The sequence below is a fragment of the Caldalkalibacillus uzonensis genome (assembly GCF_030814135.1).
Classification (GTDB): Bacteria; Bacillota; Bacilli; order Caldalkalibacillales; family Caldalkalibacillaceae; genus Caldalkalibacillus; species Caldalkalibacillus uzonensis.
In genome coordinates this window covers 101305-114703 of sequence record NZ_JAUSUQ010000012.1, presented here as the reverse complement: position 1 = coordinate 114703, position 13399 = coordinate 101305, and the positions used below count along the sequence as shown (strand labels likewise).

General features: G+C 46.4%; 16 protein-coding genes and 1 tRNA gene. 4 read left to right on the top strand and 13 right to left on the bottom strand.

Annotated features, from left to right (window positions below; all coding sequences use genetic code 11):
* Both J2S00_RS15225 and J2S00_RS15220 read left to right on the top strand, forming a co-directional pair.
* On the top strand, window positions 1–208 hold a 208-nt coding region (locus J2S00_RS15225; RefSeq protein WP_307341653.1), incomplete at its 5' end, for a hypothetical protein.
* Window positions 209–529: 321 nt separating this feature from the next.
* Entirely contained in the window at window positions 530–859 is a 330-nt protein-coding gene (locus tag J2S00_RS15220) for an antibiotic biosynthesis monooxygenase family protein (RefSeq protein ID WP_307341672.1), read from the top strand.
* Between the two features lie 184 nt (window positions 860–1043).
* Here the strand turns inward: J2S00_RS15220 and glmS are convergent, their stop codons facing one another.
* The 6 genes from glmS to J2S00_RS15190 all read right to left on the bottom strand — a co-directional run bounded on the left by glmS (window position 1044) and on the right by J2S00_RS15190 (window position 8061).
* The gene (gene glmS, locus J2S00_RS15215) at window positions 1044–2846 is read right to left on the bottom strand and encodes a glutamine--fructose-6-phosphate transaminase (isomerizing) (protein ID WP_307341650.1); all 1803 of its coding nucleotides are present in this window, start codon (window positions 2844–2846) and stop codon (window positions 1044–1046) included.
* Window positions 2847–3325: 479 nt separating this feature from the next.
* Window positions 3326–4672 (bottom strand): phosphoglucosamine mutase, encoded by a 1347-nt coding sequence (gene glmM, locus J2S00_RS15210; RefSeq protein WP_307341647.1) that lies wholly within the window; start codon window positions 4670–4672, stop codon window positions 3326–3328.
* Window positions 4673–4677: 5 nt separating this feature from the next.
* The gene (locus J2S00_RS15205; protein ID WP_307341644.1) at window positions 4678–5967 is read right to left on the bottom strand and encodes a CdaR family protein; all 1290 of its coding nucleotides are present in this window, start codon (window positions 5965–5967) and stop codon (window positions 4678–4680) included.
* Window positions 5960–6784, bottom strand: coding sequence for a diadenylate cyclase CdaA (gene cdaA / locus J2S00_RS15200; protein ID WP_307341669.1), 825 nt, complete (start codon window positions 6782–6784; stop codon window positions 5960–5962). Before cdaA ends, J2S00_RS15205 begins: the two co-directional genes overlap by 8 nt.
* Before the next feature lie 73 nt (window positions 6785–6857).
* Window positions 6858–7757 (bottom strand): arginase, encoded by a 900-nt coding sequence (gene rocF, locus J2S00_RS15195; RefSeq protein WP_307341641.1) that lies wholly within the window; start codon window positions 7755–7757, stop codon window positions 6858–6860.
* Between the two features lie 227 nt (window positions 7758–7984).
* Window positions 7985–8061 (bottom strand) — tRNA-Glu (locus J2S00_RS15190).
* Between the two features lie 199 nt (window positions 8062–8260).
* Between J2S00_RS15190 and J2S00_RS15185 the strand changes: the two genes are divergently transcribed.
* Both J2S00_RS15185 and htpX read left to right on the top strand, forming a co-directional pair.
* Window positions 8261–8800, top strand: a complete 540-nt coding sequence (locus J2S00_RS15185) for a LemA family protein (protein ID WP_370875885.1) — start codon at window positions 8261–8263, stop codon at window positions 8798–8800.
* A gap of 12 nt (window positions 8801–8812) precedes the next feature.
* A complete protein-coding gene (gene htpX, locus J2S00_RS15180; protein WP_307341636.1) occupies window positions 8813–9700 on the top strand; it encodes a zinc metalloprotease HtpX in 888 nt (295 codons plus the stop codon).
* A gap of 72 nt (window positions 9701–9772) precedes the next feature.
* Here htpX and J2S00_RS15175 read toward each other — a convergent pair whose 3' ends face one another.
* The 7 genes from J2S00_RS15175 to J2S00_RS15145 form a co-directional block, all read right to left on the bottom strand.
* On the bottom strand, window positions 9773–10030 hold the full coding sequence (locus J2S00_RS15175; protein WP_307341633.1) for a phage holin family protein: 258 nt from the start codon (window positions 10028–10030) through the stop codon (window positions 9773–9775).
* Between the two features lie 361 nt (window positions 10031–10391).
* Window positions 10392–10634 (bottom strand): helix-turn-helix domain-containing protein, encoded by a 243-nt coding sequence (locus J2S00_RS15170; protein ID WP_307341630.1) that lies wholly within the window; start codon window positions 10632–10634, stop codon window positions 10392–10394.
* A gap of 429 nt (window positions 10635–11063) precedes the next feature.
* Entirely contained in the window at window positions 11064–11303 is a 240-nt protein-coding gene (locus J2S00_RS15165; RefSeq protein ID WP_307341627.1) for a DNA-binding protein, read from the bottom strand.
* Window positions 11304–11778: 475 nt separating this feature from the next.
* Window positions 11779–12603 (bottom strand): glucosaminidase domain-containing protein, encoded by an 825-nt coding sequence (locus J2S00_RS15160; RefSeq protein WP_307341624.1) that lies wholly within the window; start codon window positions 12601–12603, stop codon window positions 11779–11781.
* A complete protein-coding gene (locus tag J2S00_RS15155) occupies window positions 12603–13019 on the bottom strand; it encodes a phage holin family protein (RefSeq protein WP_307341621.1) in 417 nt (138 codons plus the stop codon). Before J2S00_RS15155 ends, J2S00_RS15160 begins: the two co-directional genes overlap by 1 nt.
* Window positions 13019–13165: a hypothetical protein gene (locus J2S00_RS15150; protein ID WP_307341618.1), complete on the bottom strand. Its 147-nt coding sequence runs from the start codon at window positions 13163–13165 to the stop codon at window positions 13019–13021. Before J2S00_RS15150 ends, J2S00_RS15155 begins: the two co-directional genes overlap by 1 nt.
* Window positions 13166–13197: 32 nt before the next feature.
* Window positions 13198–13389, bottom strand: coding sequence for a hypothetical protein (locus tag J2S00_RS15145; protein WP_307341616.1), 192 nt, complete (start codon window positions 13387–13389; stop codon window positions 13198–13200).
* Window positions 13390–13399 lie beyond the last annotated feature (10 nt).

Sequence of the window (13399 nt, the reverse complement as noted above, 5' to 3'; positions counted from 1 at the left end):
GGGTACTCCTTTCTCTTATGGAATCTGGACAATTCCGAGGATACCCTACCTATTTTTATTTTTTCAAGTGCTTACACAAAATATTGTACGTCATCAAGCAAAAGAAAATGAAAAGCAAAGTATCCTTGACTTGTTTAGAAAGAACCTGATTACCTCAGAAGATGTTGAGTTGCAGTTAAAAAAGATTAATGATGAGAAACAGGACTGATTAGAAAAGTTAAGTCAATTGCAAGTAGAAACCGAGCAAAACCAAGAAGTGAAAAACCGATTGACTTCTGCTGAAAAAATACTCCAGGAGTTAAGAGAGCGAATTAAAGGGGAATTGTCTTATAAGGAGAAAGGGGAAATTATTCGATCACTAGTCAGTGATATTGTTGTCCATACGGTAAAAACGCCAGGTAAGCATCGGGACAAAGCAAATGTTCAGATAAATTATGTGTTTTCCATAGGTCAGAACTACACGGACAAGGGTTGTATTATTATAAATTGGAGAAAAGATAACATATTTCATTATGTTAAGGAGGAACCTATGAGTATAATTGCCAAAACTCCACAACCACCTTATTATGCTGTGATCTTTACATCTGAACGTACTGAAGGAGATAAGGGATACGCAAAAATGGCAGACAAGATGGTAGAGCTGGCTTCTAAACAACAAGGTTTTTTAGGTGTAGAAAGCGTCCGTGACCAAGAAGGCATAGGTATTACGGTTTCTTATTGGGAGTCCTTAAATGCAATAAAGAATTGGAAAGATAATGCAATGCATCAAGTTGCACAGAAAAAAGGGAAAGCTGAATGGTATAAACGATTTGGGTTAAGAGTCTGCAAGGTAGAACGAGATAACTTTTTTAAAGTATAAGATAATGCCTCTACAGGGTGGGGTACTTTGGGTTGTTTTGTATTCCATAATTTTTGTATTGTACCGATTTTGACCCGTTTTTGATTAAAAAAAGTCATTCCCGAATTGGAAGATCGGTTTGATTCCAAATGAAAAAGACCGAAGGAAACCAGTTTTTCCTCTGGTTTTCCCTCGATCTTATTCCTTACTCCACTGTCACCGATTTGGCCAGGTTGCGTGGTTTATCAACATCGCACCCGCGTTGCAAGGCGGCGTAGTAAGAGATGAGCTGCATTGGTATCACAGAAACCAGCGGTGTTAACAGCGGATGAACGCGGGGAAGCACCCACTGGTCTCCCTCTTCATGCAAGCCTTCAGCCGCAATGACACAGGTTTTGGCCCCACGGGAAACCACTTCTTCAGCGTTGCTGCGGATGTTTTTGGCAATGCGCTCATCGGTAATCAGAACAAAAACCGGTGTCCCGTCTTCAATCAAAGCAATGGGACCATGTTTTAGTTCACCGCCAGCATAACCTTCCGCCTGAATATAGGAGATTTCTTTCAGTTTCAGGGCCCCTTCCAGGCAGACAGCATAGTCTAACAGACGGCCGATAAAGAAACAGCTGCGTTGATCTGTTAAGTATTCATCCACAATGTGTTTCGCTTTGTCTTTCATATCTTTCAAAGTATCCATGGCCGTAGAGATGGTACGCAGCTCCTGGAACATGTCGATGGAGCCAGCGATGCCTTTTTGTTCGGCCAGATAGATAGAGAGCAAGGCCACCACGGCAATCTGAGCCGTATACGCTTTGGTTGAAGCCACGGCGATTTCAGGTCCGGCATGGGTCAGCAGTTTATAATCTGCCTCCCGGTACAGGGTGCTGCCCTGCACATTGGTCACCGTTAATGTGCGGAAGCCCTGTTTTTTGATTTGATCAAGCACGCCCCGGGAGTCTGCTGTTTCCCCGCTCTGGCTGATAAAAATGAACAGAGGATCCCCTTCGATCAGCGGCTGGTCATACAGAAACTCGGAGGCAATATGCACTTCGGTCGGAATATGGGCGATTTGTTCCAGCAAACGCTTGCCAACCAATCCGGCGTGATAGCTGGTCCCGCAAGCCACAATGTAGACGCGGCTGGGAATCTTGAGCCCCTGGAGATGCTGGCCTATGTTCAGTTGACCCTGGTCATTCTGGTACTGAGTGATAATATTACGAATCACCGCCGGCTGCTCGTCAATCTCTTTCAGCATAAAGTGCTCATAAACACCTGTTTCCACTGAGCTCATATCCCAGTCTACGCTGTAAACCTCCCGCTCAATCACGTCCCCATCCAGTGTCTTAATGACTAAGTTCTCGCGGTCAAGAACGACATATTCACCGTCTTTCAGTTCTTTAAAGGTATTGGTGACGTGAATCATGGCCGTCGCGTCACTGGCGATGATGTTTTCCCCTTCACCAAGGCCGGCCAATAGGGGGCTTTTATTTTTGGCTGCGTACAGACGGGACGTATCCTGCCCATCAATCAAAGCGATGGCAAAAGAACCTTCCAGCTTGCCAATCACTTCACGGAAAGCTTCTTCCGTGGATAAGCCTTTCTGGCTGAAATGATCCACAAGGTGGGCAATGATTTCTGTATCTGTTTCACTTTCCCGTTTGATGTTGGGAATGTAGGTTTCAATGAGTTCTTTATAGTTTTCAATAATCCCATTGTGCACAATGGTGTAGCGTCCACTGTAACTTTGATGGGGATGGGCGTTGGTTTGGTTAGGCACACCGTGCGTGGCCCAGCGGGTATGTCCGATGCCAACCGTGCCCTTTATCTCCACCCCGTGGATCAAACGTTCGAGTGCCGCGATTTTCCCTTTCTCCTTGTATACTTCCACATCTTCGTCCGTGACAATGCCGATGCCAGCCGAATCATAACCGCGGTACTCCAAACGCTTTAACCCTGTCAAAATGGTTTCCTTGGCCTGGCGAAAACCAATGTAACCCACGATTCCGCACATGAGTTAAAATTCCTCCTATCCACAAGATAGGGGAATGTCTCCTTATTCAACTGTGAACAGGGGGACGATCCCCCTATCTTTTCCGTTGTTTTATCTCGGGTCATGTCATAATTTTAAGCACAAGGTTGCCCCTGTGGTTTGTATATGACTTGCTGCTGTGACCCTCAGCAGGGAGGCATCCGCCGATTGCTTCGATAAACCTCCACCTCGTCAACTAAGGAACCGTCTCTCCTTAGTCCTGGCGCTTAAGTGTCAAAAGTCCTGCGATCCTCCTTTCTCTTCTTGAGTCAAAAGCACACACGATGGTATACGCGATTCCCTTAAAAAGAGAATACGCTCTTAAATATACCATTAATTCTTCATTCGTCAATCCTTAACAGAGTGTGACCTTATTTTATCTGTTTTTTATGTTTATGCGCAAAAGGGGTTGTCCGTGCCCCTTTTGCTGCTAACTTCCATATTGATCCCGTGTTGTATTATTATTCATTACCCATCTCTTCCCGGACGACATCAGCAATGGCGTTGACCCAGTTTTCAATGCGCTGGCCATCTTCAGCTTCCACCATCACCCGCACCAGGGGTTCGGTTCCGGAAGGACGGACTAACACACGCCCGTTGCCGTTCATTTCCCCTTCCACTTCTGCTATTTTAGCCTTCACCTTTTCATTTTCCGTCACCCTGTGCTTATCCGTGACCCTGACATTGACCATCATTTGCGGATAAATCGTCAGGTCTTGCACCAATTCAGACAAAGATTTCTTCTTCTCTTGCAACACATTGACCAGCTGCAAGGCAGACAGCATGCCATCCCCAGTCGTATTGTAATCAAGGAAAATGATATGTCCCGATTGCTCGCCTCCAAGATTATACCCCTGCTTGAGCATTTCTTCCAGTACATACCTGTCGCCCACTTTGGTCGTGACCACCTGAATCCCTTTGGCTTCTAGCGCTTTGTAAAAGCCCATGTTGCTCATCACGGTGGTCACGACCGTGTCTTCCTTCAACTGCCCTTTTTCTTTCATGGCCGTGGCACAGATATACATGATCTGGTCTCCGTTAACGATTCGCCCCTGTTCGTCCACAGCGATCAAACGGTCGGCATCACCGTCAAAGGCCAGTCCCAGATCAGCATGATGTTCCAAGACAGCCCGTTGCAAGGCTTCAGGCTGCGTCGATCCAACGCCGTCATTAATATTGACGCCATTGGGGTTGGTGCCAATAGTGGTAATTTGGGCACCCAAATCACAGAATAATTGCGGGGCCAAAGATGAAGCGGCTCCATGGGCACAGTCCAAAACAATGTGCAAGCCTTCAAAGCTATGCCCGACCGTTGATTTCAGATAGTGAATATATTTCTGGCCTCCCTCCAAATACTGGCTGACAATCCCCACATCAGCACCTGTGGGGCGAGGCAAGTTATCCTGCTCCGCATCTAACAGTGCTTCAATTTCTGCCTCCTGTTCATCGGTTAACTTAAACCCATCAGGCCCAAAAAACTTAATGCCGTTATCCTCGACTGGGTTGTGGGAAGCAGAGATCATCACGCCAGCCTGGGCACCCAGGGCACGGGTCAAATAAGCGACACCAGGGGTGCTGATCACACCCAAACGCATCACTTCAACACCAATGGATAGCAAACCGGCGATGAGGGCCGACTCCAGCAATTCCCCGGAGATGCGGGTGTCTCTCCCCACCACCACTTTGGGTTCATTCACCTCTTTGGTTAATGAGTAACCGCCACAGCGCCCCAGTTTAAAAGCCAGTTCAGGAGTCAACTCCGTATTGGCGATGCCACGCACCCCATCTGTTCCAAAATATTTACCCATGAGGGTCACTCTCCTTCTTCGTTATCCTCGTTGTCCTGTTGTTCGTCTTCTTCAGCATCAGCCATGGTGCTTTCAGTTTTCTCTAAGGGGCGAATCTGAACCTCCACTTCGACCGATGAGGGAGAAACGGACAAATGCTCAGGAAGGTTGATGTTGACAGGAAGACGGTGCTCTCCCTCCTTAAGTCCCTTGGCATCAATCCATGCTTTCAACTCAGTATGCTGCATGGCTTTGAGCCGTTGTTCGCTGCCCAGTACCGCCAACTGCAGTTTACCGTCAGCAGGATCTTGAAATATGAGTTCATACCCTGAAGCCAAGCCTCTGACCTCTAGAGGAACATTCCTGAACAGACGCTCCTGGACGAGTTCCACTTCTACATGAACCACAACCTGCTGAGGTTTAACCGCTGTCCAATGGTCACCCCATTCAACATCCAGTGTCACGGCTTTACTTTGCTCTATAGTGGATAAATCCAGCGTCACCCGTATGTCCTCCAGTTGGTCCAGCACACTCTGGGGAGCGAAAACTTCAACTGCTTCCGTATTTGGGCGGATGTCCACTAGACTGAGTCCTTCCGGAAGTTCATTGATCAATTCAATGTTGAGCGGGACCTTGGCACTTGGACTTTGAATCGGCACCGTGACTTCCACGGTATCTGGGCTAATCTGAGCCTCAATCTCCTGCCCCTTGCGGTCATACGCTTTTAAGGTGACAGTCTGCTTGCCTTCTCTACCCAGACGCTCAAGATTAATTAATCCCCTTACGGAAGCAATTTCTTCCAGGACAGAGGTAGGCGCGAGCACCTCCACCTCTCTAGGGGTCACAAGCGGCTCTCCTACTTCATACCCTTCCGGCAGTTGTCCAGAGAGATCAATCTGGACCGGGTAAACCCGCGACTCTTTTTTCTCTAATACAACATACACATGGCTGGGAATCACCGTAACCGAGAGTTCCCTGGGAAATCCTTCATGCTGGACTGGCACACGATGCTCACCTTCCCCCAGTTCAGTCAGATCAACATATAAGCGATACACATCTTGGCGCAAGTTCACCAGGTTAAGTAAAGCCCTGCGTCCGGTCAGAATGACCTGTACCGTCTCATCCATCTCCATTAAAGCATACTGTTCCTCATCGTAAACCGCTTCAACCCGAACATTATCGATGGTTAACTGTTCCTCTGTCTGCCGGATTGTGGTACTGCCTTCCTGGTCAAGCGTGACGATCATCCACAGCATAAGCGCGATCAAAAAGGCGATGCCTTTCATGGCTGTATTGTTTTCAAAAAACTTATCCATGCTTCTTCCCCCTGATCCAGAAAGAAGAAGGTGCAACCAGCGGTACACGTAATTCTTGGTCTAACATTTCCAGCAGTTTTTCCTCACTTAAATCACGGTGTACTTCTCCGTTTCTGGACAATGAAATTTGACCTGTTTCCTCTGAAACAACAACCGAAATGGAATCTGTCACTTCGCTGATGCCTAATGCCGCCCGGTGCCTTGTGCCTAACTCTTTGCTGATAAACGGATTTTCCGACAAAGGTAAATAGCAGCCAGCCGCTTTGACTTGATCTTTGCGTACAATAACCGCCCCATCATGCAGCGGGGTGTTGGGAATAAAAATATTAATCAATAATTCGGAGGAAATTTGTCCGTTTATGATAATTCCCGTCTCGATATAATCATTTAATCCTGTCTCTTTTTCAAAGACAATCAAAGCGCCGATCCGCCGTTTGGCCAAATACTGGACCGCTTTGACTGTCTCACCGATCGCTATGGTCATCTTCTCTTCATCAAGATGATTGGTTCGGGAAAAGAGCTTCCCCCTCCCCAATTGTTCCAGTGCGCGGCGCAATTCAGGCTGAAAAATAATAATCACAGCTAAAACCCCGTACGTCATGGCCTGGGACATGAGCCAGGACAACGTTTTCAGGTTAAAGAAGATGCTCAGTAACCACCCGGCGACAATCACCATCATGCCTTTAAACAACTGGACTGCCCGGGTTCCTCTGATGAGCGTGATCAGTTTATAGATCACCAAAGTGACCAGCAAAATATCTATAATTTCAGTGAGATAATCCATGACCGAAAATTCTTTTATAAAGTCCCACTCCATGCCATTCACCACCCAGCATGTCCCATGAGAATAAGGCACGGCCACATACCGTGCCTTTTCCATTATAGTATATTTACAGCAGTTTTTCACCAAATAATGAACCCATGAACGCTACCGCTACTTTGGCTGTTTTATTACTATGGTCCAAAATGGGATTGACTTCCACAAACTCAGCAGAAGTGATAATCTCCGCTTCAGCCAGCATTTCCATGGCCAGGTGGCTCTCCCGGTACGTCAGACCACCGGTGACAGGGGTCCCTACCCCGGGGGCATCATGGGGATCAAGCCCATCCAAATCCAAACTGAGGTGAACACCATCTGTTCCTTGTGTCACATGACTAATGGCTTCCTCCATCACTCTGGTCATACCTAAGCGATCTACCTCATGCATGGTATATACTTTCAGCCCAATTTCCCGAATCAGCAGCTTCTCGCCTTCATCCAGTTGTCTGGCCCCGATAATCACCACATTCTCCGGCCTGATCTTGGGCGCATAGCCGCCAATCCCCGTCAGCTTCTCGTGCCCAATGCCCAAGCTGACAGCCAGAGACATCCCGTGAATATTGCCGGATGGAGACGTTTCACCCGTGTTCAAATCACCGTGGGCATCGTACCAGATCACACCCAGCCGCTGGACATGCTTGGCCACCCCGGCAATGGTGCCGATGGCAATGCTGTGGTCCCCTCCTAAAACCAAGGGGAAGCGGCCCCCTCCCACAATTTCGCTCACTCTCTCGGCCAAGACTTGATTAACCTGAACCACTTCATTCAAGCATTTAAGATTTAATTCATTAGCCGTTCTTTCTTCTATGCTGGGGACCGGGATATCTCCCAGATCTTGGACATCATAGCCCAGTTTCCCCAGACGCTCTTTAACCTGGGCATAGCGTATGGCGCTGGGTCCCATATCGACACCGCGCCGTCCTTGCCCCAGATCCATGGGGACCCCCAGAATACATATGTTGCGGTTCATGGCTGGCTCTCCCTCCATTTGGTACTTTGCCCCTATTGTATCCCCTTTCAAGAACGTGACTCAACTCGACACTTTTCTGTATATATATACTATCCACGTTTGGTGCGCTTTACACGGAAGCTCTTTAACCAAGCAAAAAAACCAAGCCAAAACAAAAAAACCTTCCTGCTTAAACAGGAAGGGCGGTTCATATATTCTATACATCATATGTATTCGAAAAATAAAAATGGTGACCCGTAGGGGATTCGAACCCCTGAATGCCGGCGTGAAAGGCCGGTGTGTTAAGCCGCTTCACCAACGGGCCACACAAAAGAGAAGTATGATTTCAGACGCTATTATTATAAATAGCACTTTCCCGTTTGTAAAGAGGGACGGCTGTTTTCATACAATTTAAACAAGCTAAGAATCTTGGGTAATTGGTCTGTTCAGGCACGCCCTCGAGAGGCGAGTTATGGTATGATTAATATATATCTAAATTGAGTAAAGGGGACGAACAGACGGAAATACTCATTGGGATTGTTGTGCTCATCCTTATTGTCGGTTATGTGATTATCTCATATAACAGCTTAGTCAAATACCGCAATTGGGTAAAGGAAGCCTGGAGCCAGATCGATGTCCAGTTAAAGCGAAGACATGATCTTATTCCCAACCTCGTGGAGACAGTCAAAGGATATGCCAAGCACGAGCAGGAGACACTGGACCGGGTGATTAAAGCAAGAAGTCAATTGTTAAGCGGCACACCGCAAGAAAGAATCGAAGCAGATAATATGCTTGAAGGGGCTTTAAAGTCGATTTTTGCCTTAGCCGAAGCCTATCCTGATCTGAAGGCCAATCAAAATTTCTTGCAGCTGCAAGAAGAATTGACGGCCACTGAAAATAAAATTGCTTATGCCAGACAGCTGTACAATAAAACTGTGGCCGAGTATAACATCAAGCGTGAATCTTTCCCGACTAACATGATTGCCTCCATGTTTAATTTTGAAGCACAGCAGCAACTGTCCATTCCCGAAGCTGAACGGGAAGTTCCTACCGTTAAATTCTAAGGGGGCACTTTCATGCTCTTTAAGCAGATTGAACAAAACAAACGCCGCACCATATTCCTCATGCTGCTCTTTGGTGCCCTTGTGTTAGGGATCGGAGCTGCGGTTGGTCTGCTCTTAACCGGTGATTATCTTTCGGGCATCATTCTTGCCGCTATCATTTTAGGTTTCTACTTACCTATCACGTACTTGAGTGCCACCTCTCAAGTGTTAAGCATGGCTGGAGCAAAAGAGATCAGCAAAGCAGACCATCCCATGCTGTACAATATCGTGGAGGAAATGGCGCTAGCCGCCCGGATTCCCATGCCCAAAGTGTATATTATCCCTGATGAAGCTCCCAATGCTTTTGCTACCGGGATTAAACCGGAAAACGGTGCGGTAGCTTTCACCACAGGATTGCTTAAACGTTTAAATCGTGAAGAGCTTACCGGGTTGGCTGCCCATGAGATTGCACATATCCGCAATTACGATATCCGCTTGATGACCATCTCCATTGCCCTGGTTGGCGTCATTATCTTCATTGCGGACATCGGATCAAGAATGTTGTTTTACGAGAGAGGAAAAAGAAACAATAAGTCACATCCCGCCCTGTATATCGTTGCTCTGCTCCTGATTATACTGGCACCACTGGCCGCCCAGTTTGTTCATTTTGCGGTTTCCAGAAACAGGGAGTATTTGGCTGACGCCTCAGCCGTTGAATTAACCCGTAACCCGCTTGGTTTAAAAAATGCACTGATCAAAATCAGTCAATCAGGCCTTGATGTTAAGCGGGCCAATGAGGCAACGGCAGCGATGTATATCGTGCATCCTTTGGCGCAAAAGCGCAGGCGGAAGTACAAAGTGCACTGGTTCGCCACCCATCCTCCCATAGAAAGCCGCATTGAACGTCTGGAACAGATGTAGATTTGATAGCAATGAAAAAGGCATGGGTCACAAATCCCACTGCCTTTTAACTTTGGCCCCGTGCGGGGAAACTCATTTTTTTATTCCTTCCTTCGTTTGCTTAACCAGCTGATGGCCAAATACAGCAGCACCTGTCACTAAGATCCCCTGGATCACCGATTCGATGCCAGGCCCTAACAGTGCCACAGTAAAGGTGATACCCACAAGGAGCAACACCCATACAATGGCCCAGTCTGCAAAGCTGGGCGTTTTCTTCAGAAACATCCCAATCACCCACAGTGCCGGGATAACAATATAAGCTTCTTGGACAATGTATCTTAGCACATCCATCTCTCACACCACCTCATTACATATTACTCAGTCCTAGCGACAATGCTACATAGTACGCAATGATAAGGTGGTTTATGATGGATTAAAGTAAAAAACCCTTGCTACGCAAGGGTTTGAGGCTACAATATGTATGGAGCTTCCTGCCGGACTTGAACCGGCGACCTCTTCCTTACCATGGGGATAAGGTAGGTAAGCATAAGGATGGTTAAAAGCAAAAAAACCTTGATATATAAGCATTTTCAACGATTGTGAAAGATTGTATATTAGGCTTATATTTAAACTTTCGGCACGCGTTTGGCACACACTTGGCACACATTTCGTAGGCAAGTAATATGACAGCTAGCCCACCTCATCAAGTGGACTAGCTGTCATAAGGACGGTATTTTTTTCGCAGCTCGCTCGATTCCTTCTTGCGCGCTTCCAGATCCGATCGCAAGAACAGTCGATCCCTTTTCAGCTCTTTGACCGGATGCAGTTTTCCACGCTGCACCAAAGAATTGAGAGTCTGCCGAGTCACGCCCAGATACTCAACTGCCTCGGCAGATGTCATGACCTGCTCCCGTATAAATTGAATCAACTCATCCCTGGTCTCGAATTTGTACATACTACCTGCTCCCCTTTGTGGACCAGTTTTTAATGATGAAAAACAAAGTAATCACTATCATCAACACCATTAAAACCGTAGTAAAAAAGTTCGTCCAGACTTGTTGTAAACCTATTGTTGCACCAGTGACTAAAATCATCAAAAATGTTTTGTTCATTATAATTTGGCTGGAGATATGATATAATGTTTTTAGGGAGGGCGGCTAAGCCGCCCAATAGTTCATTCGCTCTTGCGTTCTCTCCATTGCTTCACGATCCAGGCTATCGTTGCAATGTAGAAGAGGATTCGCAAGAGCGTTTCTATTTTCTCCAGCACTCCATCACCTCCTTTCTTACTTTTATTATACTATACCTTATCACTTAAGTCAATAGATATAATAAAAATTTTTCCTCTTTTCCCAAAAAATAACCCCCACCACGAGGGTGAGGGCTAATCATACGGCCTGTATTTTTTCCGCAGTGCCTCCAGTTCCTTCTTCTTCTCTTCCAAATCAGCTTTCAAGAAAAGCGAATCCTTTGGCAGCTTTTTGATTGGTTCAAGCTTCCCGTCTGAAATCATCTGACTGAGGCGCACCCGGGAGATCTCCAAGAACTCCCGGGCCTCAGAAGAGTTTAAAACATTCTCCTGGATAAACTTTCTCAAATCATCACGATCTTTAAACTGATACATGAGCATTTATCCCTTTCTGCTAAGATACGCTTTATAAACAAATAACCCTAACCAAATCCCGCCGGTCAATAACACCAAGTAATGTGTCCAACGGCTGAAATCAATATCGATCAAGACAATCAGGAACAGAAACATCAAGAGTAGGTCACTTGAACTTAGTCTCATATTTTTCTGGTGGATGTGGTATAATATTTGTAGGGTTGGGGAGGTTACCCTCCCCGTTGGTGCTTAGCGTTCCTCATCGGAGGAGCGCTTTTTCATTTGCCGGATCTCTAGGATGGTTTTGTAGGCGAGCAATCCGGCTGCAATCGTGGCCATGATATCGCGTATCACATCCACCTTTTGTTCACCTCCTTCCTTAACTTTATTATACCATAACTATTAACATATGTAAACAGCTTGAGTAAAAAATTTTTCCTCCTTTTCCATAAAAAATAAATAGCCTCCACCCCAGTGCAAGGGGTGAAGGCATGTATTACAGATAAATACTATGCCCAGCTATGATTCGATCCGGGTTGCTGATTCCGTTTATCCTGGCCAATTCTCTATAATTTTTCGGGCTGCGTCTTGCCAGTTGGCTCAATGTGTCGCCTGGCTTGATCGTGTAGCTTTTAGGTACATAAAGCTGACGGCCGGCAATGATCAGGTTCGGGTTTTTGATGTCGTTGAAACCTTGCAAAAAGCTCATCGGTACAGCAAAACGCTGGGCAAGTTGGCTCAGCGTATCTCCGCGCCGGATAGTATAATAAAACCCGTGATAACTTGGGGCCTGTCCACTTGTCTGCTGAGTTTGGGGCTGTGGTTTCGGCCTTGTCTCTGACTTAGGCTGCTTCTCATTGTCATATTGGTGAAGTTTATAGCTCTCAATAAGGTTGATTAGCTTCTGAGCATACTGTGGATCCGTAGCATATGTCCCCTGGAGAGCCTGGGCAGCTTCTCGGTAGTTTTTAGCCTCCAGTACAGGCTTGTACAGATTCCGATTCCAGCTGACGCCGTTCACAAACAACCTAGTGTGGTCCTCAATCGATTCTTTCCATGATGGGTACTTGCGGAACCGTGCATTGACTGTATGCCAACCCTTTTCCTTGCTCCACTCCCTGGTGGGCATGGTTACATATTGGCCATTATAGCTGCCTTTGATGCCAAAAAGGTTGTTCGCTTGGACTGTCAACTGGCTCCTTCCCCAATTAGATTCCAGGATTGCCTGAGCTATTACAATAGAGGCTAACACCCCGGTTTTATTCCTGTTTTCCACTGCCAAGTTAGCAATTTTGCTAATAAACTCTTTGCGATAAGGCATTATTTTTCACCCTTTCCATTCTCATCTTTCATCTGCTCAAAATGCTTGTACAGAAAAGACGGAATCGGCACACCTAATCTTTCCATGTTTTCTATGATGCTGATGCCTTCCACGGCAATCAGAAAAAGGATCATTGAGTTTCTCAAAAATTGTGCATCCGTTGTGCCAGCAATAATATCAAGCTGATGAGCAACGATCACCAGTCCAATCATTGCCCCTTTTTTCACAATCCCACGGAACGCCCGCTTTGAACTTGTTCCTGTTTTCCTTGTCCCGGCAAAGAGGCCCGTGACAAAATCAATGGCCATGAAGATGGCCAATGCCACAACAAGATGGTCAATGCCTCCAAGTAAAAAAGCAGCGCTTGCCGCGCCGCCTCCTAACACAAAGGTATAGAACGTGTCTGTTTTTTGCATTAATCATCCTCTCCTTTCTTTAACACTTCGTATGCTTCTTCTCTCTTTTTCTCCACATCTCTAGGAACCGGCTCCCCGGTCACGTATCTTCTCAGCTCGTACCAGTTGGTACGGTCCAGATACATTTGTGCTTCGGATCTCGTCATATCACCCCCTTTCCGGCAAAAATAAAAAACGCCTACTTCTTGGCGTCTTTGTTTTCCAGATGTTCTTCTAGCTTCTTTTTTAGCTCGGTGTTCTCTTGCTGCAGTTGCTGGACCTGAGCCTGCAACAGTGCAACTTGTTTAGCATAGTTGCTCGTTTGTATCCCTACCTGTGTTGTTAGATTGTCAATCACCTTATTTGCATCAATGCTCAGTTGTTGGCTCATTTATAATTTC

Bases quoted from the DNA above. Each gene is read 5' to 3' on its own strand.
- J2S00_RS15220 (WP_307341672.1), top strand. From the start codon at position 530: ATGAGTATAATTGCCAAAACTCCACAACCACCTTATTATGCTGTGATC.
- glmS (WP_307341650.1), bottom strand. From the start codon at position 2,846: ATGTGCGGAATCGTGGGTTACATTGGTTTTCGCCAGGCCAAGGAAACC.
- glmM (WP_307341647.1), bottom strand. From the start codon at position 4,672: ATGGGTAAATATTTTGGAACAGATGGGGTGCGTGGCATCGCCAATACG.
- J2S00_RS15205 (WP_307341644.1), bottom strand. From the start codon at position 5,967: ATGGATAAGTTTTTTGAAAACAATACAGCCATGAAAGGCATCGCCTTT.
- cdaA (WP_307341669.1), bottom strand. From the start codon at position 6,784: ATGGAGTGGGACTTTATAAAAGAATTTTCGGTCATGGATTATCTCACT.
- rocF (WP_307341641.1), bottom strand. From the start codon at position 7,757: ATGAACCGCAACATATGTATTCTGGGGGTCCCCATGGATCTGGGGCAA.
- htpX (WP_307341636.1), top strand. From the start codon at position 8,813: ATGCTCTTTAAGCAGATTGAACAAAACAAACGCCGCACCATATTCCTC.
- J2S00_RS15175 (WP_307341633.1), bottom strand. From the start codon at position 10,030: ATGGATGTGCTAAGATACATTGTCCAAGAAGCTTATATTGTTATCCCG.
- J2S00_RS15170 (WP_307341630.1), bottom strand. From the start codon at position 10,634: ATGTACAAATTCGAGACCAGGGATGAGTTGATTCAATTTATACGGGAG.
- J2S00_RS15165 (WP_307341627.1), bottom strand. From the start codon at position 11,303: ATGTATCAGTTTAAAGATCGTGATGATTTGAGAAAGTTTATCCAGGAG.
- J2S00_RS15160 (WP_307341624.1), bottom strand. From the start codon at position 12,603: ATGCCTTATCGCAAAGAGTTTATTAGCAAAATTGCTAACTTGGCAGTG.
- J2S00_RS15155 (WP_307341621.1), bottom strand. From the start codon at position 13,019: ATGCAAAAAACAGACACGTTCTATACCTTTGTGTTAGGAGGCGGCGCG.
- J2S00_RS15150 (WP_307341618.1), bottom strand. From the start codon at position 13,165: ATGACGAGATCCGAAGCACAAATGTATCTGGACCGTACCAACTGGTAC.
- J2S00_RS15145 (WP_307341616.1), bottom strand. From the start codon at position 13,389: ATGAGCCAACAACTGAGCATTGATGCAAATAAGGTGATTGACAATCTA.